The organism is Polyangiaceae bacterium, assembly GCA_015075635.1.
GTDB lineage: Bacteria > Myxococcota_A > Polyangia > Polyangiales > Polyangiaceae > JADJKB01.
Genome location: JABTUA010000001.1, coordinates 2,390,800 through 2,414,917 on the forward strand (window position 1 = coordinate 2,390,800; position 24,118 = coordinate 2,414,917).

Below are 24,118 nucleotides of genomic sequence, written 5' to 3' on the forward strand. Positions count from 1 at the left end.
GGTAGATCCGGGGTTCCCATGGTCGAGAAGGTCCCGATGACGCCCCGCGGGGCGGAGAAGCTCAAGGAGGAGCTGGCGCGCCTGAAGGAGGAACGTCCGAAGATCTCCCGCGAGATCGGCGTGGCCCGCGAGCACGGGGACCTGAGCGAGAACGCCGAGTACCACGCGGCCAAGGAGCGCCAGGGCCTGGTCGAGGCCCGCATCAAGGACCTGGAGGACAAGCTGTCCCGGTCCGAGGTCATCGACCCGTCCTCGCTCAGCGGCGACAAGGTTCGGTTCGGAGCCACGGTGACGCTCCTGAACGTCGAAACCGAGGAGGAATCGACCTACCAGATCGTCGGGGCGGACGAGGCGGATCTGAACCAGGGCACGATCTCGATCTCCGCGCCGCTCGCCCGCGCGCTGATCGGGAAGGAGGCGGGGGACGAGATCAAGGTCCAGCTTCCCGGCGGCGCCCGCCACTACGAGATTGTCGGCGTCGAGTTCAGCTGAGAGCCACGGCCCGAGCGCTCGGATCTCGAGCGCCATCGGCGCGGCAGCCCTGGTCCTCCTCGCCGAGCTGGGCGTGGTGCTCGGCGCCGAGCGCCGCCTGCTGGCCGGCGTGTGGGAGCTGCAGTGGGGGCTCGTCTACCTCGCCCCGGCCGCGCTCCTGCTCGCCGGCGCGGGCGGCCTGCTCGGCGCTGCGCTCCTCGGTTTGGCGGAGCGCGGCGCTCGCCGCGACGGTCGGATCGCCCTCGCGCTCTCGGTCGCCGTGCTGGTGGGCCTGGTCGGCCACGGCGTCGGCGGCGGCCGCCTGCTCGCCGCGCTGCCCCGGCGCCTGGGCTTCGCGCTCGGGGTCGGGCTGCTCGCCGGAGCGCTGGTCTACGCGCTGGCGCCGCGCCTCGCAGACGCGATCCGGCAGCATCCGCGGCGGGTGGCGGCGGCGGCACTGGCCGCGATCGTTGCGGGGGAGCTCGCCAACCGCTTCGTCCTGGTGCGCCTGTATCCGGCGTTTCACCTGGGCCTCGCCGCCGCTTGCCTGGCCCTCGCTCCGGCGCTCGGGCTCGCGCTCGGCAGCGCGCCCCGCCGCACAGGAGCGCTCGGCTTGCTCGGGCTCGGGCTCGGCGCCGTGGCCCTCGGTCTGCTCTGCCAGCCAGCCGCGGCTCGACTCGGGCGCTTCGACAACTTTCGCCTCGTGATGCTGGAGCGCGCGCCGATTGCCGGCCAGGCGGTGCGCGCGGCAGCGCTCGTGGCGCCGCCGCCGCCGATCGTGGACGCCGACGTAGCCGAGACCGACGCGCCGAGCCCGAACGCCCGCAGCGTGGATTTCCGCGGCCGGGATCTGCTCCTGATCACCGTGGACGCCCTGCGCGCCGATCACGTCGGCGCCTACGGCTACGCGCGCAAGACCACGCCGAACATCGACGCGCTGGCCGAGGGCGGCGCGCTGTTCACGCACGCCTACGCGCCGACACCGCACACCAGCTACTCGGTCACCTCGCTGATGACCGGCAAGTACATGCGGCCGCTGCTGCTGCAAGGCGCGGGTGCCGACTCCGACACCTGGGCCTCGCTCCTCCGCACCTACGCTTATCGAACCGCCGCGTTCTACCCGCCGGCGGTGTTCTTCATCGACACCGAGCGCTTCGCGCCGTTTCGCGACAGCTTCCTCGGGTTCGAGTACCGCAAGGTGGAGTTCCTGGAGGGGCAGGGACGGGTCGCGCAGGTCGCCGAGTACCTGCAGGGACTCGACAGCTCGCAGCGCGTGTTTCTCTGGGTGCACCTGTTCGGCCCGCACGAGCCCTACGAGGCGCACCCCGCCTTCGACTTCGGTGCGCGCGACGTGGACCGCTACGACGCGGAGATCCGGGCCGCCGACGAGACCGCCGGCGCGTTGATCCGGCAGTTTCGCGCGGGCCGGCCGAACGGCATCGTGATCGTGACCTCCGACCACGGCGAGGAGTTCGGCGATCACGGCGGCCGCTACCACGGCACGACGGTCTACGAAGAGCAGGTCCGGGTGCCGCTGGTCGTGTCCGCCCCCGGCGCCGTCGGCGCGCGCCGCATCTCGGAGGTCGTGCAGACCATCGACCTCTTGCCCACGGTGCTCTCGGGCCTGGAGATCCCGCGACCCCCGCGGCTCCGGGGTCGGGACCTGGGCCCGCTGCTGAGCGGGGAGCGCTCGAGCGGGCCCGGCCTCGCCCTCGCCGAGACGGAGGAGCAGGCCCTGATCGCCGAAGGCAACCTCCGCGTCGTTTGCCAGCGCAAGCTGGGCGCCTGCCAGATGTTCGACGTGGCGAGCGACCCGGGACAGACCCGCGACCGCTCGGGCGACGAGGCCGCGCGTTTTCGCGAGCTCCGGGGCCGCTTGCGGGAGCTCGGGGCCTCCCACGGCCGCTACGAGGTGAAGGGCCTGCGCGCCGAGGGCAAGGGCTGGCCGCGCGCCATCTTGCGGGGGATCTCCGGGGACGGCGACGCCGCCGAGGAGCTCGTCGCGCTGCTCGACGACGCTGACGTCGCCATCCGGCGCAAGGCCACCGAGATCTTGTTCGAGCTCCGGCGACCGGAGACGGCGCCGGGCCTCCGGCTCGCGCTGGGCCGCGACGAAGATCTCGAGGTGCGGCGCTGGGCCGCCCTCGCGTTGACGCGGCTCGATCAGGGGGCGCCGCTCGTCTACGAGCTGGAGCGTTCGGAGGATCTGCGCTGGAAGCGCCTGGCGTCGCTGGCGCTCGCGGAGTCCGGCGACCGGCGCGGCGAGGCGGTGCTGGTGGCCTGGTGGAAGGACAGGGCGGCGCGGGACTACACGCGCTCCCGGGAGCTGCTCGAGGCGTTCGCGAAGATCCGCAGCAAGGACGCGGTCTGGCCGCTCACCCAGAGCCTGGACGACGTGCGGCTCCGGCCGTTCATCGCCAGCACCCTGGCGCGAATCGGCGACGAAGCAGCGCGGGTCCCCCTGGCGCGGGCCTTCGCGAAAGAGCGCTATCAGGGCGCACGTGCGGCCATCGCGGAGGCGCTGGTGTCGCTCGGCGCCGAGGCCGAGATGGCCGAACCGCTGGTGCGCTTCCTGGGCGTGCCAGACCCGCTGCCGGGGGGGCTCGAGCTGGCGCGCCGCGCGGGCATCCTGGAGCAGGTCGGTGGGCCCGAGAAGCGCGAGCTCGCGAGGCTCGCCAAGCAGAGCTCGCTCGGCGCCAAGCTCCAGCTGGTCGTCCCGCGTGGGGGCAACGGCAAAGGGGTGAGGGTGATCGTCCGCGCCGGGGCTCAGTCGCAACCGGGCACGGTGCGGATCGGCGCGCCCTTCGAGGCGCTCAAGTACGACCGCATGGGTATGCCAGTAAAGGACCGAAAGCTCCCACAAATTCACCCCACGAACCGCGTCGCGCTGGAGCTCCAGCCGGGTCCGAGCCGCGAGCTGTACGTGACGCTTCCAGAGAGCCTGGGAGCCAAGCCCGGCCGGCCGGTGACGCTGGTGGTGCTCTCCGACGAGCACGTGGCGGTGGAGTCGGTCGCCGTCGTGCCGCTCGCCGACGAGCTCCCCGCACCGCCGCCAAAGCCCTGGAAGCCGGGCGATCCTCCGGCGGACTGAAGAAGGCTCGCGTGGCGGGCCGAGGGTGGTATAGAGGCGCCGGTGGCTGAGCAAGAGGACGAAAAACAGCTCTCGCGGCGTGCCCGCCGGCGCGCCCAGGCCGAGAGCGAGGCGACCGAGAGCGCGACCGAGAGCGCGGACGACGACTCCGCGGAGGCGAGCGACGAGGCCGAGGAGCAGGCCGAGCCCGGCGAAGAGTCGAGCGACGACGAAGCGGCCGCGAGCCCGACCGAGGACTCGGCTCCGAAGAAGCTCAGCAAGTCCGAGAAGAAGCGCGCGAAGCAAGAGCAGAAGAGCGCCACCAGCGCGGTCCGCGATCGCAATCGGCGCTTGCGCGAGCAGGGCGCGGAGCGGCGCGGAAGCAAGCGGAGCCGCGAGCGCCAGGCGGCCGTCGCCCGAGGCCTCGACGCCTCGGAGATGATGGACGACGCGCTGGCGCGAGGCACCCACGCCACGACGCAGTTCATCCGCAAGCACTTCAGCTTGCTCCAGTGGGTGGTGGTGCTCGGCATCGCCGGCGGGATCGGCTGGCAAATCTACAGCTGGCGTGCGAACAAGACCGCCGGCAAGACCTCGGACGGCCTGATGAGCGGCGTCGACGCCGAGCTCGGCCGGGTCGGCACGCCGAGCGGCAATCCGGACGAAGCCGCGCTCGAGTCTCGGCCGAGCTTTGCCACCGAAGAGGCGCGCCTCGAGGCCGCCGAGAAGGCCTTCGCCGAGTCCGAGAAGGCGAAGCCGGGCTCAGGCACCTCGATCCTGGCGACGCTCGGGCGCGCGGGCGTGCTCTACGATCAGGGCAAATACGACGACGCGAAGGGCCTGTACGAGAAGGTCCAGGGCTCCGAGCTGGCGAAGCACGACGCCGACGTGCGCCTGCGCGCGCTGGAGGGCGTGGGCCTGTGTCTGGAAGCCAAGGGCGACGCGGACGGCGCGCTCAAGGTGTTCGTCGATCTCGAGAAGTCCGACGAGCCGGGCTTCGGCTCGCTCGGCCTCTACCACCAGGCTCGCGTGCACGTGACCCGGGGCGAGAAGGACAAAGGCAAGGAGCTCTTGGCCAAGGTCACCGAGAAGCTCGCCAAGGAGAAGTCTCCGTATCAGACCACGAGCTACGTGGAGAAGGCCGCCAAAGATCTGATGGCGGTCATCGACCCGAGCACCGCGCCGGCGAGCGGCTCGAGCTACACACCCGAGCAGATCGAGCAGATGCGCGAGGCCATCCTCAAGGATCCGACCAAGCTCAAGAAGATGCTGGAGGACATGGGAAAGCTGAAGGTGCCATCGATGCCGCCCATGGACGATCCCGGGGGCGCGCCGATGCCGATGCCGATGCCCGAGCCGGAGCCAGCGCCCCCCGGCAGCGGAGCCCCGTGAAGCGCGCGCTCGGGTTGCTGCTCGTCGCCGGCGCGCTGGGCTTGGCCGGCTGCGAGTCGCTCCGGGCCGGCGCGAACCCGGAGCTGCCGCTCTGGAAGTACCGGCCCAGCGGCTCGCTCAGCCTGGTCTACAAGCGGCAGATCGTGGCGGAGGTGCGCAAGGTCGGCGAGCCCTACGAGCGCGGACAGCCCGAGCTCGACGTGCGCCGCCGCCGCATCTTCGTGGGGTCGAGCGATCGAGGCCTTTACGCCATCCGCGCGGTCAACGGCGAGGTGCTCTGGCGCTTCGAGACGCTCGGCTTCGTGCAGTGCGCGCCGCTCTACGATCCCGGCGAGGACGTGGTCTACTTCGGCTCCAACGACGGCGCGCTGTACAAGGTGCGGGCCGGCACCGGAGAGCTGCTCTGGCGTTTCTCCACCAACGCCGAGGTGTCGCGCCGGCCGGTGCTCGATCACGGCGTGGTCTTCGCCGTGAACGCCAACGACACCGTGGTCGCGCTGGAGGCCAAGACCGGGAAGATGCTCTGGAGCCAGCACCGGACGCCGGCCCTGGGCATGGAGGTCGCGGGCTACTCGGGCCCGCTGGTCTGGCGCGGCAAGGTCTACGTGGGCTTCAGCGACGGCACGGTGACGGCCTTCGATGCCAAGAAGGGCGACGAGGTCTGGCAGCCGGTGGATCTGGCGGCGGAGGCCGAGCAGCGCCAGGGCGAGCTCCCGACCTACCTGGACGTCGACACCACGCCCGTGGGCGACGTCCTCGAGAGCGGTCCGGTGGTGTTCGTGGGCAGCTATGCCGGCGGGGTCTGGGCCCTGGACGCCGACAGCGGCACGCCGGTCTGGTCGAACCCGATGGTGGAAGGCGTGAGTGAGCTGACGCTCTGGACGGAGCCCGCGCACGCGCCCCGGGACGGCAAGGGGCCGATGATCCCGGAGAGAAAGCTGCTCCTGGCGGCCACCGGGACCACGGGGCTCTGGGCGCTGGATCCGGAGACGGGCCGGGACGATTGGCGGCGCTCGCTGCCGGACGGCGGCATCTCGGCGCCGGTGCCCATCAACGGGGCGCTCCTGGTCAACACCAGCAAGCTCGGCGTGTTCTTGCTGTCGCCGCTGGATGGCAGCGTGATCGACGGCATCCACATGGTGGACGGCTCGTCCCACACGCCGGCTGCGCACGGGAACCGGGCCTTCGTGGTCTCGAACCACGGCGATCTCCTGAGCCTGCACGTCGCGCCGCCGACCCGCTGAGCGTCGCGCCGCAGCCACACGGATGTCAGCGCTGCGGCGCCAAGGCCGAAAAACGCCCGCTAACGCCCCAAACAAAGATCGCATAAGATAGATTATGTTAACTTTTTGAGAATGGCTGTCCGGGGGGCAGAGAGACTGCAGAGAGACTTCGCCACGACGCCACGACGCCAGCACACCGGCTTTGGCGCCGCTGCCGCCGCCACTCCCGCCACTTCCGTCCGTGGAGCCCGAGCAAGCGGCGGATCCCACCGGGAGCCAGAACACCAGCGCGGTCCCGGCGAGCAGCATCCCTCGTCGGAACGTCATCGCACCCTGGGCTGAAATCACGCCGAGACGGTCGAGAACAGCCCACCAGTCCGAGACACGGACGAAGAAACATTCCGTGGCGTCGTGGCGTCGTGGCGTCGTGGCGTCGTGGCGCAAATCTCTTCTGCCGACGCTCCGTGGCGTCGTGGCGTCGTGGCGTCGTGGCGCAAATCTCTTCTGCCGACGCTCCTACTAGTCACAAAACATAATGATCCCCGATGCCCATCACACCGAGGTTCACGCCCTTCAGGCTCGCGCACTCCTGCTCGACCTCGCCCTGGAAGACCGGCTTGATGTGATAGAGCAGCGTCGGCAAGTCCTTCGGGTTGCCGAACTTCTTCAAATCCTTGTGCAGCGTGCGCGGCGTGTGGTGCCCGCTCACCGTCGCGAGCTTCTGCTCCCGGTTCGGGAAGCTCACTTCCATCAGCAGCGCCTTCAGATTCGGGGTCTCCTTCAGCAGCTCCCAGAAGCGGTCAGTGGGACCGGTGTCGCCGCTGTACGCGATGGCCGTCTCCGGAGATTCCACGATGAAACCGGCGGACTCGATGGTGTGGTTCACCATCACGCTCCGGACGTTGTAGCCGGCGATGAGCTTCGGCTTCTCCGGCGTGAGCGGCACGAACTGGATGGTCGGGTTCGCCTTGCTCGGGATCTCCGAGAAGTCCGGCCAGATCAGGTTGTTGAAGAAGTGCTTCTTGAGCACCCGGATGGTGCCCACGCTGGCGGCGACCAAGAGCGGCTCGCACTCGGCCTGACAGCGGTTGTCGGCGATGGTCGCCAGATCGCGCACGTGGTCCAGGTGCGCGTGGCTGACCAGCACGGCCTGAAGCCGGAACTGGAGCTTGAGGTCCAGCCCGCTCGTCAGTGAGCCCGCGTCGAGCGCCATCCGCTCGTCCAAGACGAAGGCACTGGTGCGATGCTTCGGCGTCTCTCCGCCGTGACAGCCGACTACGCGAAGCTCCATGAGGCTCCGAAAATCAGAGGCCAGTCTAGCCCGCCGGTTCGACGGGGGTCAAAAGCTGCCCCGTCACGCGCTGCGTAGCCCGGCATTGTCTGCGATTCATCGTGCCGGCGGCGGCGCCGTCCATGGGCTCACATGTCGAAATCGCCCATGCCGCCCATGCCGCCCATGCCGCCCATGCCGCCCATGCCGCCCATGCCGCCCATGCCGCCCATGCCACCACCCATGCCGCCGCCGGGCATGCCGGCCGGCTCCGGCTTCGGCAGCTCGACGACGCTGCACTCGGTGGTGAGCATCAGGCCGGCGATGCTGGCCGCGTTCTGGAGCGCCACCCGCACTACCTTGACCGGGTCGATGATCCCCGCTGCCACCAGGTCGCAGTACTCCTCCGAGTAGGCGTTGAAGCCTCGGTTGCCCGAGTCGGCCTTGACGGTCTCGATCACCACCCGCGCCTCGCAGCCCGCGTTGGCGGCTATCTGGCCGAGCGGCGAAGTGCAAGCCTGCGCGATCAGCCTGGCGCCGAAGGCCTGCTCGTCGGAAAGCTTCAACCCATCGAGGGCCTTGGCCGCACGCACCAGCGCCACACCGCCGCCAACGACCACGCCTTCGGCCACCGCCGCGCGCGTCGCCTGGAGCGCGTCGTCCACTCGGAACTTCAGCTCCTTCATCTCGGTCTCGGTGGGAGCGCCGACGCGGATCACCGCGACGCCGCCGGACAGCTTGGCCAGCCGCTCCTCGAGCTTCTCGCGGTCGTAGTCGCTGGTGGTCTCCTTGACCTGCTTCTTGATCTGCTCGATGCGCCCGGTGATGGCCTTCTTGTCGCCGGCGCCGTCGATGATCGTGGTGTTGTCCTTGTCCAGCGTCACCTTGGCGGCGCGCCCCAGGTCTTTCAAGGGGATGCCCTCGAACGAGCGACCCGCCTCCTCCATGATCGGCGTGGCACCGGTCAGGACGGCGATGTCCTTCAGCATCTCCTTGCGGCGATCGCCGAAGCCCGGCGCCTTGCAGGCCGCGACCTTGAGCACTCCGCGCAGCTTGTTCACCACCAGCGCCGCCAGCGCCTCCGCCTCGACGTCCTCGGCGATGACCAGGAGCGGCGCTCCGGCCCGCACTGCCTCCTCGAGCAGCGGCACGAGGTCCATCATGGCGGTGATCTTCTTGTCCGTGACCAGGATGTAGGGGTCCTCGAGCTCGGCGCTCAGGGCCTCCGCGTTGGTGATGAAGTAGGGCGAGAGGTAGCCACGGTCGAACTGCATCCCCTCCACCACCTCGACCTCCGTCTCGAGGCCCTTGGCCTCCTCCACGGTCACGATGCCGTCGCGGGTCACCTTCTCCATGGCCTCCGCCAGGATCTTTCCGATGCGCTCGTCGCCGTTGGCGCTCACGGTCGCTACACGGCGGATGTCCTCGGTGCCGCTGACGGCGACCGCCATCTTCTTCAGCTCCGCGACGACCACCTCGACCGCGGCGTCGATGCCGCGCTTGATCTCCATCGATGCGTGGCCGGCCTCGACGAGCTTGATGCCGCCCGCGTAGATGGCCTGCGCCAGCACGGTGGCCGTGGTGGTGCCGTCGCCGGTGTCGTCGTTGGTCCGCGCGGCGACCTCGCGCAGCATCTGGGCGCCGAGGTTCTCGGTCTTGCAGTCGAGCTCGATCTCCTTGGCGACGGTGACGCCGTCCTTGGTCACGACCGGTCCGCCCCAGCTCTTCTCGAGGGCGACGTTGCGCCCACCCGGTCCGAGGGTGATCTTCACCACGTCGGCGAGGGCATCGGCGCCCATGCCGATGGCTTTGCGTGCGTCGCGGGCGTAGAGGATCTCTTTCGCGCTCATCGAACTTCTGGCTCCTTCTCGGCCGCGCCGGGCGCGGGGGGGCAGATCTAGGCGGCCTTGGGGCCCGCGTGAAGCGGGTGCTTGCGGATTTCCGCTGCGGTTTGCCGCCGCCCGCCCCATTGTCCTTGCCTAACCCGAAAAGTGGGGCTAGTTAGCCGGCCCCCTCACCCGCCCTCGGGCGGTCCCGGGGGGTAGCCCTCCCCGGCTAGCTCTCCTGGGGGATCGTCTAAAGGCAGGACACAAGGCTCTGGTCCTTGTTATCTAGGTTCGAATCCTGGTCCCCCAACAACTCGGCCCCATCGTCTAGCGGTTAGGACATCGGCCTCTCACGCCGGTAACGCGAGTTCGATTCTCGCTGGGGTCACCGAAAAGCTCGCGTCATGCGACACTGGCTGAAGAGTGGGGTGTTGGGGGCCGCCGCCGTGCTTCTGCTCGGCGTCTCCTGCCAGGCGTTCAAGCGCCCGCCGGAGCCCGCAACCCCCGTGCAGCGCTCGGACGTCGCCAACGTCGCCGCCGGCGACCGCGCGTTCGCGTTTCGCCTGTTCCGCGTGCTGCGCGAGCGACCCGACAGCTTCGCCTTCTCGCCAGCCGGGGTGCGCATGGCGCTGACCATGGCGTGGGCAGGCGCCGAGAGCGAGACCGCGGAGGAGCTCGGGTCGGTGCTGGGCCTCGCGGGAGATCCGACGGCGATCCACCAGTCGAACCAGGCGCTGCTCGCCGTCTGGCGGAAGGCTCCGCTCGGCGGTTCGGCCGCGAGCTTCAAGCTGCGCGTCGCCCAGGGCTTCTTCGCCCAGACCGAGCGCCAGCCGGCGCAGGCGTTCATCGAGCTGCTCCAGCGCCACTACGCCGCGCCGTTCTCGCCCAAGGACTTCGCCGCGCCGGAGACGGTTCGCTCGCAGGTCAACCTCTGGGTCGAGAAACGCACCGACGAGCGGCTCGGTAATTTCCTGCCGCAAGGCAGCCTCGATTCGGGCTTGGAGCTGGTGCTGGTCAGCGCCTTGGACTTCGAGGCGCCCTGGGCGAAGCCCTTCGATCCCGGGCACACCCACGGCGGCGAGTTCCAGCTCCCCGGCGGCAAGAAGACGGCGAAGGTAGAGCTCCTGGCGCGCACCGGAGAGCACCTGGTGAACGAGACGCCCGAGGCGCAGGTCGTGGAGCTCGACTACGAGGGCGACGGCTTCGTCTTCGATCTGATCGTCCCGCGTGGCGAGCTCGCGGCCTTCGAGGCCGGCTTCGACGAGAAGAAGCTCGACCAGCTGCTCTCGGCCCTCGCTCCGAAGGAGGTGACCGTGAGCCTGCCCCGGTTCGAAGCGGGAGAGACCGTCGAGCTCACCGGTGCCCTGCAGAAGATCGGGATCCACGCCGCCCTCACCCCGGGAAAGGCCGATTTCTCCACCATCACCGGCACGCGCAAGCTCCACCTCTCGAAGCTGCCGCATCGCATTCAGCTGCGGGTGGACGAAGGCGCGACCGCCGAGCGGAGCGGCGACGCCGGAGCCGGCAAGGCGCCCGAGCCCCGTGGCGTCGAGGTGCGGGCGGTGCGGCCGTTCCTGTACCTGGTGCGCGACAAGAAGCGGAACCTGATCCTCGGCATGGGCCGCTACGCGGGCCCGGCCGGCGGCTGAACGCCGCCTGCCGCCCCCCTTGACCTTCGAGGCTCGCTCACCTACGAACTTTCAGTAACTTCTGAAAGTTCGAGGTTTCATGAGTGATCCGCTGCACCAGTCCGCGCTGATCGCCGCCGACGCCATCGGCGACGTGATCGAGCACTGGGGCTTTCGCAAGGCGCTGGGCCGGGTCTGGACCGTGCTCTACCTGGAGGACATCCCGCTCTCAGCCGCGGAGATCGCGGAGCGGCTGAGCATGAGCGCGGGCGCGGTCTCGACCACGCTGGGCGAGCTCTCGCGCTGGGGCGTGGTCAAGCGCGTGTGGAAGCCGGGTCAGCGCAAGGAGTTCTTCGAAGCCGAGACGGACTTCTGGAAGATGATCTCGCGGGTGGTGAACGAGCGCGAGCGCGCACTCGCCCAGAGCGTGCGTTCGCGGCTGGAGGAGGCGACGGAGGTGGCCTACGACGCCCCCCGCTCGTCCCGACGCAGCCACGTGACCGAGCGGCTGAAGCGCCTGGTCTCCTTCGCGCTGGTCGCACAAACGGTCATCGACTCGTTCGTGCAGTCGCAGCGGGCGGACTTCCAGCGCTTCGGCAACCTGCTCTCCTTCGCGCGCGAAAAGGTCGCGCGCCGGCGAGGTTGACCGATGATCGTCACGCTGACGGAGCAAGCCGACGTCGATCAGGTGCGCCGCGAGCTCACCGGGCTCGGTCTCTGGGTCGAGAGCACGGAGCGCTCCGAGCGCGGCCCGGTACATCTGATCATCGGTCGGGCCTCGGCGCGGGTGGAGCCCGAAGCGGTCGCTCGGGTCGAGGGCGTCGGTTGCGTGAGCCAGCCGCGTTCGCCGCGCCCGCGCGTGGACGGGCACGGCCCGCGGCTCGAGATCGGTGACGTCGTGCTCGGCGGCGAGGCGCCGGTCTTGATCGCCGGACCGTGCGCCGTGGAGAGCGAGGAGCAGATCACGCGCATCGCCAAGGCGCTCGCCGGTCGTGGCGTGCGCGTCTTGCGTGGCGGCGCCTACAAGCCGCGCACCAGCCCCTACGACTTCCAGGGCTTTGGCAGCGCGGCTCTGGGCTGGCTGCGGCGCGCGGCTGACGCGGCGGGCCTCGGCGTGGTCTCCGAGGTGATGAGCGAGCGCGAGGTGGACGAGGTCGCGGCCGTCGCGGATCTGCTCCAGGTCGGCTCGCGCAACATGCAGAGCTTCTCGCTCTTGAAGGCGGTCGGGCGGGCCAAGAAGCCGGTGCTCCTGAAGCGCAGCATGGCCGCCACCGTGGACGAGTGGCTGCACGCCGGGGAGTACCTGATGGTGCACGGTGCGGCGGGCGTCGCGTTCTGCGAGCGTGGCATCCGCAGCTTCGACCCCTCCACGCGCAATCTCCTCGACCTCGGCAGCGTGGCGCTGCTCGCCCACGTGTACCGGCTGCCGGTCGTGGTCGATCCCTCGCACGCCGCCGGACGCCGCGATCTGATCCTGCCGCTGGCTCGCGCCGCGCTCGCCGCTGGCGCCCACGGGCTGATGATCGAGGTCCACGACGATCCGGCCTCGGCCCGGAGCGACGGCGCGCAGGCGCTGGCCCCGGAAGCCCTCGCGGGGCTCACGTGAGCGCCGACGTTCGCCCCGGCAGCGGCGAGATGTTCGACGCCATCGCGGACCGCTACGACCTCCTGAACCGCATCATCTCCCTTGGCGTCGATCAGAGCTGGCGCGACAAGGCGGTGCGAGCGCTCGCGCTCTCGGGCGCCGCGCGGGTGCTCGACGTCGCGACCGGCACCGCGGATCTCGCGCTCCGCATCGCGCGCACGCTGCGGTCGGCCGAGGTGGTCGGCGTCGATCCGTCCGAGCGCATGCTGGAGATCGGCCGGACGAAGCTGGAGAAGGCCGGCCTCGGCGGTCGCGTGCTCCTCGAGGCCGGCAAGGTGGAGTCCCTGCCCCACCCCGACGCGAGCTTCGACGGGGCCACCATCGCCTTCGGGATCCGCAACGCCAAGGACCGTGCGCTCGGGCTCGTGGAGATGCGGCGCGTGACCCGGAGCGGCGGGCGGGTCGTCGTGCTCGAGCTGGGCGAGCCGGAGAGCGGCCCGCTCGCGGGCATGGCCCGCTGGCACATCCACAGCGTGGTGCCGTGGCTCGGCGGGCTGCTCTCGGGCACGCGCGAGTACGAGTACCTGCAGCGCTCCATCGCGGCATTCCCCTCGCGGGTGGAGTTCGGCGCGCTGATGTCCGGCGCCGGGCTCGAAGTGGAGAAGGTCGAGCTCCTGACCTTCGGCGTCGCAACCTTGTTCGTGGGACGGGTGCCATGAGCTTCGAGCGTGCGCTGCGAAGAGCCGGATCCGGTGCACGCTCAGCGGCCTCTCACGTAGCGCTCTCGGGCAGCGTGGACGTCGACCCCGAGCTGCTCCGGATCCCGCCGGGCTTCGCTTGGTCGTTCTGGGACACCCGCGGCAAGCGTGAGCTCGAGCCGGAGCTCACGCTCGGGGTGGGCGCCGCGCGGGTGGTGACGGCCCGCGGCCCCGACCGCTTCGCGGACGCCCGCGCGTCGTTCGCCGCCACTCTGGCGGACATCGAGCGCCTGGACGCCGCCCCGCTCCGAGCCTTCGGCGGTCTCGGCTTCGAGCCGGACTCGCCCGGCCCGTTCGCGGCGCTCGGCGATCTGCGCTTCGCGATCCCGCGCTGGACGTTCACCCGGCGCGGCGTCGAGACGCGGGTCACGCTGGTGGCGGAGCCTCGAGAGCTCTCGCGGCCCGAGTCCCTGCTCGAAGAGCTGCGCACCCTCCGGCGACCGCGCGCGAAGCCGAGCACCGGCCCGACCAGCATGCTCGACGACGGCAAGGCGCGCTTTCTCTCGGCGGCTCGGGACGCAGTGGCGCACGTCGAGGCTGGGGCGCTCGACAAGGTGGTCGTCGTGCGGCGCACCGTGCTCGCGGGCAGCTTCGATCCGGGGGTGGCCCTCGACGCCCTGGCGCAGGAATTCGGGGTGACGCGCTTCGGCTTCTCCGATGGCACGCGGAGCTTCGTCGGCGCGACCCCAGAGCTCCTGGTGCGCTGGGACGGGAGCCAGGTCCAGAGCGAGGCGGTCGCCGGCACGCTGGGGCGCGCGAGGGATCCCGAAGAGCTTCGGCGGAGCGCCAAGGATCGGCTCGAGCACGACTACGTGGTGGGCGCCGTGCGCGCGGCTCTCTCGAGCGCGGGGGCCGAGATCGAATCCGAACGCGAGCCCGAGATCCGGAGCCTCCGCCACGTCCACCACCTGGTGACCCCGATCGCAGGCATGCTCCGCGAGCCGCGGCACGTGCTGGACCTGGTCGGCGCCCTCCACCCGACGCCAGCGGTGCTCGGCGTTCCCGCGGATCTGGCGCGCGCCTTCCTGCGCCGCGCCGAGCACTTCCCGCGCGGCTGGTTCGCCGCCCCGGTCGGCTGCATCGAGGCGAACGGCACCGGCAGCTTCGTGGTCGCGCTGCGCTCGGCGCTGCTCTCCCAGACGCGCGCCTGGCTCTTCGCCGGCTCCGGTGTGGTCCGGGGATCGGCCGCCGAAGCCGAGCTCGCCGAGACCGAGGCGAAGCTCATGACCATGCTCGCCGCGCTGGGGGCCGGCCGGGCCCCAGGGCCATGGGCGGAGAGCGCACCGTGAGCGCCCAGGACTGGGCGCGAGCGTTGATGCGCTCGTTCGTCGAGCTGGGCGTCCGCTCGGTCGTGGCGAGCCCCGGCTCGCGCTCGACCCCGCTCGTGCTGGCGGCGGCGGCCGAGCCGGGGCTCCGGCTCGACATGATCGTGGACGAGCGCAGCGCCGGCTTCTTCGCGCTGGGCCAGGCGCGGGTGAGCGGGCGCCCGAGTCTGCTCGTCTGCACCTCGGGCAGCGCGGGTGCCCACTACTTCCCCGCCATCCTCGAGGCCGAGCGGGCGCTGCTGCCGCTCATCGCCGTCACCGCGGATCGGCCCTGGGAGCTCGAGCTCTTGGGCGCGAACCAGACCTTCGATCAGAAGGCGCTCTTCGGCGCCCACGTGCGCCAGAGCATCCAGCTCGGCGAGCCGGACGACGCGCGACTCGCCTACGTGCCGCGGGTCGCGGCGCTGGCGGTGCAAGCCGCGCTGTCACCGGTCCCTGGCCCGGTGCACGTGAACGCCCGGTTCCGGAAGCCCCTCGAGCCCAGCGCTGGGCCAAGCGAGCCGCTGCGGGTCAGCGTGCCCGCGCTCGAGCGCACCGAGCTCAGCCAGCTGCGCGTTCCGGCGTCGGTGGCCGAGGCGGTCGCGCGGGCCCGCCGCGGCTTGGTCGTGTGCGGACCGCGGCTCGGCCACGCGAGTGGCGACGCGCGCCTCAGGCGCGCGCTCGGCCGCTTCGTGCGCGAGCGCGGCTTCGCGCTCCTGGCGGAGAGCACGAGCGGCGTTCCGCACGGAGCGGAGTGCGCCTCGCTCGTCCTGCCAGCGTTCGACGCCTGGCTCGGGCGGGCCTGCGCCGAGGGAGACCACCCGGATCTGATCCTGGAGCTCGGCAGCCCCCCCACCTCGGGAGCGTGGGAGCGGCTCGCGGGCGAGCTCGCCGACGTGCCGCGCATCGTAGTGAGCGAGGCGGCGCTGCCCGATCCGACGGCCACCGCGACGGCTGTGGTGAGGGCGAGCCCGGCGGCGCTGATCGAGGCGCTCGATCCCAGGGGCTCCGTGGATGATGCCTGGCTCGCGCGCCTCGGTGCCCGAGCGCGCCAGGCCGAGGGCTTGCTCTCCGAGGCGCTGGCGGGCGCGGTCCTGAGCGAAGCTTTCGTCGCGAGGGCTCTGCTCGACGCCCTGCCCGAAGGCGCGCACCTGATGCTGGGCAACAGCCTGCCGGTGCGTGACGTCGATCTATTCGCGCCGCGCTCCGAGCGCGCGCTCACGGTGTTGCACCAGCGCGGGCTATCGGGCATCGACGGGCTGATCGCCGGCACGGCCGGCGCTCGCAGCGTGCTCCCGGCCGAGATCCCGGTGTTCGCGCTGATCGGCGACGTCAGCGCGCAACACGACGTCGGCTCCCTCGCGCTCCTCGGCCAGGCGTCGGGTCCGCTCAGCCTGGTGGTCGTGGACAACGTTGGGGGCCGCATCTTCGGCGAGCTGCCGGTGGCGAGCGCGATCGGTGTCGCGGATCTCGAGCGACTGTTCTTGACCCCGCCGCCGGACTTCCTCGGGCACGCGTGCCGCGCCTTCGGCGTCGCCTACGAGCGCATCGACAGCCGAACCAAGCTCTCGAACGCGCTCGCGGCACGCCCGAGCGGAGCGCGGTTGCTCCACGTGGTGGTGCCGCCGGAGGATGGACGCACGCGCCGGCGCGCGCTGCGCGAGTCGCTGGCGCGAGCTCCGGGGGTCTCGGCATGACGGCGCCGCTCTGGCTCTTGCACGGGTTTCTGGGCGCACCCGAGTCGTGGGAGCGGGTGCGTGGGTCGCTCCGCTACCCCGGTCCGGTGCGGAGCCCGCCCCTGTTCGGGCACGGCTTGCCGCCGCGGGAGGTGCCGCCGGACTTCTGGGGCGCGGTGGACGCGCTCGCCGCCGAGATCCTGGAGCCGGCCTTCGTGGTGGGTTACTCGCTCGGGGGCCGCCTCGCACTCGGGCTCGCCTGCCGCCACCCCGAACGCATCCGAGGTGTGATCGCCATCGGGGCAAACCCGGGCCTCGGCACGGCCGCAGAGCGCGCCGCGCGGCTCGCCTGGGAAGACCAGCTGGCGCTCCGGCTCGAGACCGAGAGCCTCGCGAGCTTCGTCGACGCTTGGGAGAAGCTGCCGCTCTTCGCCTCGCAGGCGCGGCTCCCGGAGCCCGTGCTCGCCGCGCAGCGCGCCACTCGCCTCGCCCACGACCCGCGCGCGCTCGCTCGCGCGCTCGCGTCGCTCGGCACCGGGCGCATGCCCGAGCTGCCGAGCGAGCGCGCCGAGGTACCGATCCTGCTGCTCACGGGCGAGCACGACGAAAAGCTCGCCGCGGCGGCGCGCGGGCGCCCGGGCGTCCCGCACCGCCGCGTCCCCGGAGCCGGGCACAACCCTCTCCTCGAAACCCCCAGCCTACTGGCCCGAATCCTCGACCGCGAGCTCTCGGCCTGGTCCGTGACGAAAACCCTGGAGAACCACCCATGACGCTCCCGAATTGGCAGAAGACCGGCGGCTACGAAGACATCGTCTACGAGCGCGCCGAGGGCATCGCGAAGATCAGCATCAACCGCCCAGAGGTCCACAACGCCTTCCGCCCGCAGACGGTGAAGGAGCTGATCCGCGCCTTCGACGCGGCGCGGGAAGATCCCGAGGTTGGCGTGGTGATCCTGACCGGCGCGGGCGACCAGGCCTTCTGCTCCGGCGGCGATCAACGGGTGCGCGGCAGCGCAGGCTACGTCGGCGCCGACGGCGTGCCCCGGCTCAACGTGCTGGATCTGCAACGCCAGATCCGCACGCTCCCCAAGCCGGTGGTGGCCATGGTGGCCGGCTACGCCATCGGCGGCGGGCACGTGCTGCACCTGGTCTGCGATCTGACCATCGCCGCGGACAACGCGCGCTTCGGCCAGACCGGTCCCAAGGTGGGCAGCTTCGACGGCGGCTACGGGGCCTCGTACCTGGCGCGCATCGTGGGCCAGAAGAAGGCCCGCGAGATCTGGTTCCTGTGCCGACAGTACGACGCGAAGGCGGCCCTGGACATGGGGCTGGTGAACACCGTGGTGCCGCTCGCCGAGCTCGAGCGCGAGACCGTGAAGTGGTGTCGCGAGATGCTCGAGCTCAGCCCGCTCGCTCTGCGTTGCCTGAAGGCGTCGCTCAACGCCGACTGCGACGGCCAGGCCGGGCTGCAGGAGCTGGCGGGCAACGCGACGCTGCTCTTCTACATGACCGCCGAGGGCCAGGAGGGCAAGAACGCCTTCCTCGAGCACCGCAAGCCCGAGTTCGGAAAATTCAAGCGGCTGCCCTGAGATGACCTCGACGCTCTCCTTGCCCGGTCCGGGCAGCTTCGGCGCGTGGCTCCTGGCGGCGCGTCCGCAGACCTTGCCCGTGGCGCTGGCGCCGGTGGCCGTCGGCACCGCGGTCGCGAGCACGCTCGGACCAGTGCGCTGGGGCGCGGCCCTGGCGGCCCTGGCTGGCGCGCTCCTGATCCAGATCGGCACCAACTTCGCCAACGATGTCTTCGATCACGAGAAGGGCGCGGACACGGCCGCGCGGCTCGGCCCGACGCGCGCGGTCCAGAGCGGCATCCTGTCGGCCAAGGCGGTGAAGGCCGGCATGATCGCAGCGTTCTTCGCCGCGTTCCTGGCCGGGCTCTACCTGACGGCGATCGGCGGCGCGCCCGTCGTCGTGATCGGCATCGCCTCGATCCTGAGCGGCATCGCCTACACCGGCGGTCCCTACCCGCTCGGTTACCACGGGCTCGGTGACCTGTTCGTGCTGGTGTTCTTCGGCTTCGTCGCCGTCTGCGGCACGAGCTTCGTCGCCGCCGGCAGCGTGCCGGCGCTGGCCTGGCTCGCCGCCGTGCCGGTCGGTGCGCTGGCCACTGCGGTCCTGGTGGTCAACAACGCCCGCGATCACCAGACCGACGTCGGCGCCGGCAAGCGCACGCTGGTGGTGCGCTTCGGCCGGCGCTTCGCCAACCACGAGTATTTGGCGCTGTTGTCGGCGGCCTACCTCGGGCCGGCCCTGATGCTCGGCGCCGGGCTCGGGCGGCCGCTGGTCTTGGCCCCGTGGCTGACGCTGCCCTGGGCCGTCCGGCTCTGGCTGCGGCTCCGCGCGAGCGAGGGCCGTGAGCTCAACTCGCTCCTGCCGGCGACGGCGCGTCTGCTGCTCGCCGTGAGCGCGCTGCTGGCGATCGGAATCGCCCTCTCATGACCTGGTTCGTCACGCCCTGGGGCGGCGACGTATCGGGCGTGGCGAGCGCGCGGCGCACGTACCCGCGACGCGACGGGCTCCTGGTGGTGCTCCGTGATGCCGAGGGCACGCTCGGCTTCGGCGAGGCCACGCCGCTGCCGGGATTCGGCGACGACGATCTGGAGCGCGCGCGGGCGGAGCTGGTCTCGAGTGCGCTGCCCGAGGCCGTGGACGATCCCGAGGCCGTGCTCGCGGGGTTTCGCTCTCCCAGCGCGCGCTTCGCCGTGGAGACGGCGCTCCTCGACCGTTTGGCGAGGCGGCGGGGAGTCGCTCTCTCGACGCTCTTGGGCGCGCAGGCGCTCGGCGCTCCGCGCTCGGTGCTGGTGGGCGCCCTTCTGGACGACGGGTTTCTGGACGCAGCTCGGGCGGCGCTCCAGCGCGGCGCGCGCGCGCTCAAGCTCAAGGCCCTGGGCCGCGAGCTCGGCGAGGAGTCGCGGCGTCTCGGCGAGCTGCGGCGCGCGCTCGGGCCCGAGATCGAGCTGCGCCTCGACCTGAACGGCGGCCTCGACGCGGCCCGCGCGCGGGAGGCGCTCGGTGTCTACGCCCGGCACGGAGTCGCGCTGTGCGAGGAGCCGGCTGCGGGCGCCGAGCTGCTCGAGCTCGGCCGCGAGGCCACACCCTGGCTCGCGGACGAATCCGCCCTGGACCCCGAGCTGTTCGCCCGTTTCGTGGCGCACCCGGGCTGCTCGGGCGTGGTGCTCAAGCCGAGCCCGATCGGCGGGATCGAACGCACGCTCGCGCGCGCGCGAGCACTGCGCGCTGCCGGCAAACACGCGCTCGTGAGCCACGCCTTCGAGGGACCGGTGGCGCTCGCCGCCGCGGCAGAGGTCGCGCTCGCGGCGGGCGGAGCGCTGGGGCATGGCGTCGATCGGCACGCCGCGCTCGCCGCGTTCCCGACTTTGGAGCTGCCGCAGCTGCCCGAGGGCGCGCCGCTGTCCATCGTCCGACCACCCATGGCGGGGCTCGGGCTGACTCTGGAGGGCCCGTGGACGAGCTCCGGCTGACGCCCGGCTTCTCGCTCAGCTTGGGTGAGAGAACCCTGACCGGGACGGAGCTCGCTGCGCGCGCGCGGCTCATCGTGAGCTCCCTCCCGCAGGGCCGGCCGATCGCGTTCGTCGCGCGCGTGGACGAGCCTACGCTGGTGCTCAGCCTGGCGCTCTTCGACGCCGGCATTCCGTTCCTGCCGCTGCACCCGCGAGCGAGCGAGGTCGAACGCGAGCTCCTGGTGCGCCGCGCGAATGCCGTCCGTGTCGAGCCGAGCGCGCTCGAGCCCAGCGCGGCAGCGCTCCCACCCTCCGGCGAAGAGACCGCCGCGCTCGTCGCGACGTCGGGCTCGACCGCCGAGCCCAAGCTCGTCGCGCTCCCGCGCCGAGCGTTCCTCGCCAGCGCTCGCGCGAGCGCGGCGAACCTCCCGCTCCGTCCCAGCGACCGCTGGCTCCTGTGTCTGCCCTTCGCCCACGTGGGCGGGCTGTCGATCCTGACGCGTTGTCTGATGGCCGGAAGCGGCGTCGTGGCCCATCCCGGCTTCGAGCCCGAGGCGCTGCTCGAGCTCTGCGAGCGCCAGCGGGTGAGCGTGCTCTCCGCGGTCCCCGCCATGCTCGGCCCGCTCTTCTCCGCCGACGGTCACGGCCGCCTCGGGCGCCTGCGCGCGCTCCTGGTCGGCGGTGCCGGCTGTCCGAGCGAGCTCCGGCGCGAGGCCTGCGCGCGCCGCGTGCCGCTCCTGACGAGCTACGGGCTAACCGAGACCTGCTCGCAGATCGCGACCCAGCGCCCGGGCGACGCGCACGATCCCGAGTCGCTGGACTCGGGGCAAGCGCTGCCGGGCGCCGAGCTCCGCGTGCAGGACGGAGTGTTGGAGGTCCGCGGACCCATGCTCGCGAACGGGTATCTGGGCGAGCCGTTTGCGCCGGACGCGTTTTTCCGTACCGGGGATCTCGGCGAAATCGACGCAGCAGGCCGGGTCTACGTCCACGGTCGCGCCGACGACGTCCTGCTTTGCGGCGGCGAGAACGTGCACCCGGAGAGCGTCGAGCGCGCGCTCCGCGCGCAGCCGGGCGTGCGCGACGCCCTGGTGTTCGGCGCACCAGATCCCCGCTTCGGCCAGGTGGTGGCCGCGCTCTTGGTCCTGACTCCCGGGCTCGATCCCGAGCCGGCCCTCCGCCGAGTGCTGGAGGGCGCGGCTGGTTCGCTGTCGAGCTTCGCGCGGCCACGCCGGATCGCGTGCGTCGCCGCGCTGCCGGCGAACGCGCTGGGCAAGCCGGATCGCCGGCGTGCCGCGCGGGAGCTCGCCTCGGCGCTCAAGCCATGCTGACGCCGGGCCGCCCCTCGAGGTAGGCGCGTAGCGCGTCCGGCACCGGGATGGGCGCGAAGCTCTGCCCGCTCACCCACACGTGCACGGTCTGACCGATGGCGGCGACGCTGCCGTCGGGCCGGCGGATCCGGTGCGCGTAGCTCGTGCTCGAGCCACCCACGCGAGCCAGCACGACCTCGACCACGGCCTCGTCGCCGAAGCGCAGCGGCCCGAGGTAGTCCGCCTCGGCGTGCACCAGCGGCGCCGCCGACTCCTTGCGCGCGAGCGACCCCGGGACGTCGAGCCCCGCCGCGAGCAACAGCTCCAGGTAAGCGTCGGAGAAGTATTCGAACACCTTCGGGAAGAAGATGGTGCCGGCGGCGTCCACGTCCTGGAATCGCACCGGCCGGCGCTGCGTCGCGAGGGCGGCGCCGGCGGCCAGGATGGCGTCCTTGGTGAAGCGAGACATGTTTGCGGCATAGCCCTGGCCGCGGCCCGGGAAAAGTGTCAGAGACTCCCCCCGATGAGCGACCGCGACCTCGACACCGGCTGGGCGCGCTACCAGCTCCCGGTCCTGCTGATCGGCGGCCTGGCGCTGTACGGCGCGTCACGCTTCGACGCCACGCGGCCCATCGCGGGCGTGCTCCTGACCTACGGGTTCCCGGTGTTGGCTCTGCTGGCGGCGAGCGCGCCGCTCAGGGAGAGCTCGCTCTTCACCCCGGCGCTGGTGGTCGGCGGCTTGGGCGCAGCGGCTGCGGAGCTGTCGATCGCCCACGCGCTCCAGCCGAACGTGCAGGCCTACGCCATCGTGCCGGTGCAGGTGCTCTCCGTGATCAGCGTGCTGGCGCTGCTGCTCGCCGCCGCCGTGCAGGGCGCCGCCGCAGGGCGCGGCATGCGCAACGCCTTCGCCGCGTGGATGGGCATGGTGACCATGCTCGCCCTCTACCTGCCGACTCACGCCAGGGTCGGCAAAGACACCCTCGACGCCTTCGTGGCCGCGCTCCTGGTCTCGCTCTTCGTGGGCGGCGGCGCCGGCCTGCTCCTGGGCAGTATCGCCACGCGCTTCACCAAGCGCCCCGAGGCGAAGGCCGTCGAGAAGAAGAAGCCGAGCTGACTCACTCCGGGGCCAGGGCCCAAGGCTTGTCCGGTGTCGGGCGGCGCTCCTTGGCGAGCCAGGCCACCACGCGCTTCGCCCACTCCTGGCGCGCGCCGATGGTGGGGTGGATCTTGTCGTTCAGGCGGGGCATGTCCGGGTACACGACCTCGGTGTCCATGTAGCGACACGGCGCGATGTTGTCGCGAATCACCTGGTAGAGGCCCTTCTCCTGGGTCCAGACCGGCGGCGCGATCCACACGCAGGGGCGGTCGCCGATCATCTTCACGATCTTCTTCAACATCGGCGCGCGCTGGGTCGGATCGGGCATCTTCACCTCGTTCGTGCCCAGCGTGATCAGCACCAGATCCGGCTTCAGCTGCGAGAGGTGCAGCGGCAGCTCGAGCCCGCCGGCCCAGCCCGGGATGTAGCTCGCGGTCTTGAAGCGCAAGTGCCCCTTGACCTTGTGCTGCTCGAGCTCGGCATTCAGCGCCACGCCCAGCGCGCCGGCCATCGAGTCGCCGATGTGCAAGACGATGGTGCCTTCCGGCAGCGGCGCGGGCTCGCTCGGCGCCGGCGCAGCGGGCGGCTCGGCACGAGTTGCCGCCATGGGCTCGGCCGAAGCCTCCGGCGGCGGGGTGGCGGCGCGCTCCGTGGACACCGCCGGCTCCCCGGAGAGCACGCGGCTCGCGGGCGCGGGTGCGGAGGCCGGTGCAAGTGCGGCAGCTGGCGCACAGGCGATCGCCAAGGCAGCGGCGATCAGGATCTTCACGGACAACACGTCGAGTTCCATCCGACTCCCACGTCTCGATTGGCACATCCCGCGGCGCCGCTCACCTGATTTCGCGCGTGGTGGCTGCCGCCGCTGTAGCGATAAGCGCTCGGGCGCCCCGGCTTGTTCTGCTGGCAATCCGCGTCGTACTCCGGCGTCCGCACGCGGGATACCGGTGAGCTGTCGGCAGCGGGGCCTGGCCCTTTGACGTCCAGGGTGAGCACACAGCCGTGTCCTGGCCGCTTCTCCCGACCCGCCGGGCACTCGGGCTCGGCTTCGAGGGCGCAGCGCACGCCGTTCCACTTGGCGCGGCCGGGGCAGCTCACGTTGGTCACCCCGTGCAAGCAGTGCTTGCCGTCGCCGCTCCTGCCGAACGGGCACTTGACGTCGCCGGGCGTCGCGGCGCAGCGAAACCCGAGGTGCGAGCCCGACATGCCGGGAGGCCAGCGGTTCCGGAGCCGCGGGCTCATCCACTTCTCGAAGCGGCGGCTCCAGCTGCCGCCGCGGTAGACCTTGTTGGTGCCAGCGGGCGGTGGCCACGGGTAGTCGCCGAACCAGTCGTCGGTCCACTCCCAGACGTTGCCGATCATGTCGTAGAGGCCGAAGGCACCGGCGGGGAACTCCTTCACGCGGCACGAGCCGCCCACGTGCTTCCAGCAGGTGCGGCCGTCCGGCGGCTCCGAGCCCCAGGAGTAGGCGCGGTACTCGCTGCCGCCACGGGCGGCGTACTCCCACTCGAGCTCGCTCGGCAAACGCGCTCCCTGGGCTTCGCAGTAGGCGTGGGATTGCCTCCAGTCCACGCAGTTCATCGGGTGGTCGCCGCGATCGTCGAAGCGAGTGTTGCAGAAGCGCCCCTCCGCCGCGGGTGCCACGCACTTTCCTGCCGTGACGCAGGCCGCGTAGGCGTCCACCGTGACCTCGGTCACGTCGAGGCAGAAGCTCGCGACCTCGGTCTCGAAGCGCGGCGTCTCCTCGGGCGCCGCAGCCGGCGAGTCGTTGCCGGCCTTGAACGGCCCGCCGGGGATCAGGACCATGCCCGCCGGGCAAGCTGCAGGCGCCGCGGTCGCGGTCGCGGCCGGCGCTGCGCTGGCGCTCGCGACCGGCGAGGCGGCGGACGCGGGAACCGAGGCCGCCTGCGAGGTGCGGGTGTCGCAGCCGAAGAGCGCGACAAGCCCCAGGGCGCCGAAGAGAGCCGCTATGTCGCCTGCCGGAGCCATATCTCGCGA

21 protein-coding genes and 2 tRNA genes are annotated in these 24,118 nt (G+C 71.6%); 18 read left to right on the forward strand and 5 right to left on the reverse strand.

The window, feature by feature from the left end:
* The first annotated feature begins 18 nt into the window (after window positions 1-18).
* From greA to HS104_10760, 4 genes are read left to right on the forward strand one after another with little or no spacing between them, the layout of a single operon-like run.
* On the forward strand, window positions 19-492 hold the full coding sequence (greA, locus tag HS104_10745) for a transcription elongation factor GreA (GenBank protein ID MBE7480447.1): 474 nt from the start codon (window positions 19-21) through the stop codon (window positions 490-492).
* A complete protein-coding gene (locus HS104_10750) occupies window positions 470-3,562 on the forward strand; it encodes a sulfatase-like hydrolase/transferase (GenBank protein ID MBE7480448.1) in 3,093 nt (1,030 codons plus the stop codon). Before greA ends, HS104_10750 begins: the two co-directional genes overlap by 23 nt.
* Window positions 3,563-3,604: 42 nt before the next feature.
* On the forward strand, window positions 3,605-4,933 hold the full coding sequence (locus HS104_10755) for a hypothetical protein (GenBank protein ID MBE7480449.1): 1,329 nt from the start codon (window positions 3,605-3,607) through the stop codon (window positions 4,931-4,933).
* Window positions 4,930-6,177 (forward strand): PQQ-binding-like beta-propeller repeat protein, encoded by a 1,248-nt coding sequence (locus HS104_10760; GenBank protein MBE7480450.1) that lies wholly within the window; start codon window positions 4,930-4,932, stop codon window positions 6,175-6,177. Before HS104_10755 ends, HS104_10760 begins: the two co-directional genes overlap by 4 nt.
* A 502-nt stretch (window positions 6,178-6,679) precedes the next feature.
* Here the strand turns inward: HS104_10760 and HS104_10765 are convergent.
* Window positions 6,680-7,447, reverse strand: a complete 768-nt coding sequence (locus HS104_10765; GenBank protein ID MBE7480451.1) for a 3',5'-cyclic-nucleotide phosphodiesterase — start codon at window positions 7,445-7,447, stop codon at window positions 6,680-6,682.
* A gap of 128 nt (window positions 7,448-7,575) precedes the next feature.
* Window positions 7,576-9,276, reverse strand: a complete 1,701-nt coding sequence (groL, locus tag HS104_10770) for a chaperonin GroEL (GenBank protein MBE7480452.1) — start codon at window positions 9,274-9,276, stop codon at window positions 7,576-7,578.
* 215 nt (window positions 9,277-9,491) lie between these two features.
* Here groL and HS104_10775 point away from each other — a divergent pair.
* The 13 genes from HS104_10775 (at window position 9,492) to HS104_10835 (ending at window position 21,048) form a co-directional block, all read left to right on the forward strand.
* Window positions 9,492-9,562: transfer RNA gene (locus HS104_10775), tRNA-Gln, on the forward strand.
* A 6-nt stretch (window positions 9,563-9,568) separates the two neighbouring features.
* A tRNA-Glu gene (locus tag HS104_10780) sits at window positions 9,569-9,640 on the forward strand.
* A 16-nt stretch (window positions 9,641-9,656) separates the two neighbouring features.
* Complete coding sequence (locus tag HS104_10785) at window positions 9,657-10,901, forward strand: hypothetical protein (protein ID MBE7480453.1); 1,245 nt, start codon at window positions 9,657-9,659, stop codon at window positions 10,899-10,901.
* A gap of 79 nt (window positions 10,902-10,980) precedes the next feature.
* Window positions 10,981-11,526: a hypothetical protein gene (locus HS104_10790; GenBank protein ID MBE7480454.1), complete on the forward strand. Its 546-nt coding sequence runs from the start codon at window positions 10,981-10,983 to the stop codon at window positions 11,524-11,526.
* A 3-nt stretch (window positions 11,527-11,529) separates the two neighbouring features.
* A complete protein-coding gene (gene aroF / locus HS104_10795) occupies window positions 11,530-12,486 on the forward strand; it encodes a 3-deoxy-7-phosphoheptulonate synthase (GenBank protein MBE7480455.1) in 957 nt (318 codons plus the stop codon).
* 29 nt (window positions 12,487-12,515) lie between these two features.
* Window positions 12,516-13,184, forward strand: coding sequence for a ubiquinone/menaquinone biosynthesis methyltransferase (locus HS104_10800; protein ID MBE7480456.1), 669 nt, complete (start codon window positions 12,516-12,518; stop codon window positions 13,182-13,184).
* A 74-nt stretch (window positions 13,185-13,258) separates the two neighbouring features.
* Window positions 13,259-14,512, forward strand: a complete 1,254-nt coding sequence (locus HS104_10805) for an isochorismate synthase (protein ID MBE7480457.1) — start codon at window positions 13,259-13,261, stop codon at window positions 14,510-14,512.
* Entirely contained in the window at window positions 14,509-16,224 is a 1,716-nt protein-coding gene (gene menD / locus HS104_10810; protein ID MBE7480458.1) for a 2-succinyl-5-enolpyruvyl-6-hydroxy-3-cyclohexene-1-carboxylic-acid synthase, read from the forward strand. Before HS104_10805 ends, menD begins: the two co-directional genes overlap by 4 nt.
* Window positions 16,221-16,973, forward strand: coding sequence for an alpha/beta fold hydrolase (locus tag HS104_10815; GenBank protein ID MBE7480459.1), 753 nt, complete (start codon window positions 16,221-16,223; stop codon window positions 16,971-16,973). Before menD ends, HS104_10815 begins: the two co-directional genes overlap by 4 nt.
* Window positions 16,970-17,791: a 1,4-dihydroxy-2-naphthoyl-CoA synthase gene (gene menB, locus HS104_10820; protein MBE7480460.1), complete on the forward strand. Its 822-nt coding sequence runs from the start codon at window positions 16,970-16,972 to the stop codon at window positions 17,789-17,791. Before HS104_10815 ends, menB begins: the two co-directional genes overlap by 4 nt.
* Before the next feature lies 1 nt (window position 17,792).
* Window positions 17,793-18,698, forward strand: a complete 906-nt coding sequence (locus HS104_10825; GenBank protein ID MBE7480461.1) for a 1,4-dihydroxy-2-naphthoate polyprenyltransferase — start codon at window positions 17,793-17,795, stop codon at window positions 18,696-18,698.
* Window positions 18,695-19,741: a mandelate racemase/muconate lactonizing enzyme family protein gene (locus HS104_10830; protein ID MBE7480462.1), complete on the forward strand. Its 1,047-nt coding sequence runs from the start codon at window positions 18,695-18,697 to the stop codon at window positions 19,739-19,741. The genes HS104_10825 and HS104_10830 overlap by 4 nt, the downstream gene beginning before the upstream one ends.
* A complete protein-coding gene (locus HS104_10835) occupies window positions 19,723-21,048 on the forward strand; it encodes an AMP-binding protein (protein ID MBE7480463.1) in 1,326 nt (441 codons plus the stop codon). Before HS104_10830 ends, HS104_10835 begins: the two co-directional genes overlap by 19 nt.
* On the opposite strand, the gene HS104_10840 is transcribed toward HS104_10835, so the two are convergent.
* Entirely contained in the window at window positions 21,035-21,496 is a 462-nt protein-coding gene (locus tag HS104_10840; protein ID MBE7480464.1) for an acyl-CoA thioesterase, read from the reverse strand. The genes HS104_10835 and HS104_10840 overlap by 14 nt on opposite strands.
* A 54-nt stretch (window positions 21,497-21,550) precedes the next feature.
* On the opposite strand from HS104_10840, the gene HS104_10845 reads away from it, so the two are divergent.
* Window positions 21,551-22,141, forward strand: coding sequence for a hypothetical protein (locus tag HS104_10845; protein MBE7480465.1), 591 nt, complete (start codon window positions 21,551-21,553; stop codon window positions 22,139-22,141).
* Between the two features lies 1 nt (window position 22,142).
* On the opposite strand, the gene HS104_10850 is transcribed toward HS104_10845, so the two are convergent.
* Together HS104_10850 and HS104_10855 are read right to left on the reverse strand one after the other, a co-directional pair.
* The gene (locus HS104_10850) at window positions 22,143-22,913 is read right to left on the reverse strand and encodes an SGNH/GDSL hydrolase family protein (GenBank protein ID MBE7480466.1); all 771 of its coding nucleotides are present in this window, start codon (window positions 22,911-22,913) and stop codon (window positions 22,143-22,145) included.
* Window positions 22,889-24,109: an SUMF1/EgtB/PvdO family nonheme iron enzyme gene (locus HS104_10855; GenBank protein MBE7480467.1), complete on the reverse strand. Its 1,221-nt coding sequence runs from the start codon at window positions 24,107-24,109 to the stop codon at window positions 22,889-22,891. The genes HS104_10850 and HS104_10855 overlap by 25 nt, the downstream gene beginning before the upstream one ends.
* Window positions 24,110-24,118: the final 9 nt, after the last annotated feature.

Excerpts from the sequence above, each read along its gene's own strand:
- greA (MBE7480447.1), top strand. The coding sequence starts at position 19 with ATGGTCGAGAAGGTCCCGATGACGCCCCGCGGGGCGGAGAAGCTCAAG.
- HS104_10765 (MBE7480451.1), bottom strand. The coding sequence starts at position 7,447 with ATGGAGCTTCGCGTAGTCGGCTGTCACGGCGGAGAGACGCCGAAGCAT.
- groL (MBE7480452.1), bottom strand. The coding sequence starts at position 9,276 with ATGAGCGCGAAAGAGATCCTCTACGCCCGCGACGCACGCAAAGCCATC.
- HS104_10785 (MBE7480453.1), top strand. The coding sequence starts at position 9,657 with ATGCGACACTGGCTGAAGAGTGGGGTGTTGGGGGCCGCCGCCGTGCTT.
- HS104_10790 (MBE7480454.1), top strand. The coding sequence starts at position 10,981 with ATGAGTGATCCGCTGCACCAGTCCGCGCTGATCGCCGCCGACGCCATC.
- aroF (MBE7480455.1), top strand. The coding sequence starts at position 11,530 with ATGATCGTCACGCTGACGGAGCAAGCCGACGTCGATCAGGTGCGCCGC.
- HS104_10800 (MBE7480456.1), top strand. The coding sequence starts at position 12,516 with ATGTTCGACGCCATCGCGGACCGCTACGACCTCCTGAACCGCATCATC.
- HS104_10815 (MBE7480459.1), top strand. The coding sequence starts at position 16,221 with ATGACGGCGCCGCTCTGGCTCTTGCACGGGTTTCTGGGCGCACCCGAG.
- menB (MBE7480460.1), top strand. The coding sequence starts at position 16,970 with ATGACGCTCCCGAATTGGCAGAAGACCGGCGGCTACGAAGACATCGTC.
- HS104_10825 (MBE7480461.1), top strand. The coding sequence starts at position 17,793 with ATGACCTCGACGCTCTCCTTGCCCGGTCCGGGCAGCTTCGGCGCGTGG.
- HS104_10830 (MBE7480462.1), top strand. The coding sequence starts at position 18,695 with ATGACCTGGTTCGTCACGCCCTGGGGCGGCGACGTATCGGGCGTGGCG.
- HS104_10840 (MBE7480464.1), bottom strand. The coding sequence starts at position 21,496 with ATGTCTCGCTTCACCAAGGACGCCATCCTGGCCGCCGGCGCCGCCCTC.
- HS104_10845 (MBE7480465.1), top strand. The coding sequence starts at position 21,551 with ATGAGCGACCGCGACCTCGACACCGGCTGGGCGCGCTACCAGCTCCCG.
- HS104_10850 (MBE7480466.1), bottom strand. The coding sequence starts at position 22,913 with ATGGAACTCGACGTGTTGTCCGTGAAGATCCTGATCGCCGCTGCCTTG.
- HS104_10855 (MBE7480467.1), bottom strand. The coding sequence starts at position 24,109 with ATGGCTCCGGCAGGCGACATAGCGGCTCTCTTCGGCGCCCTGGGGCTT.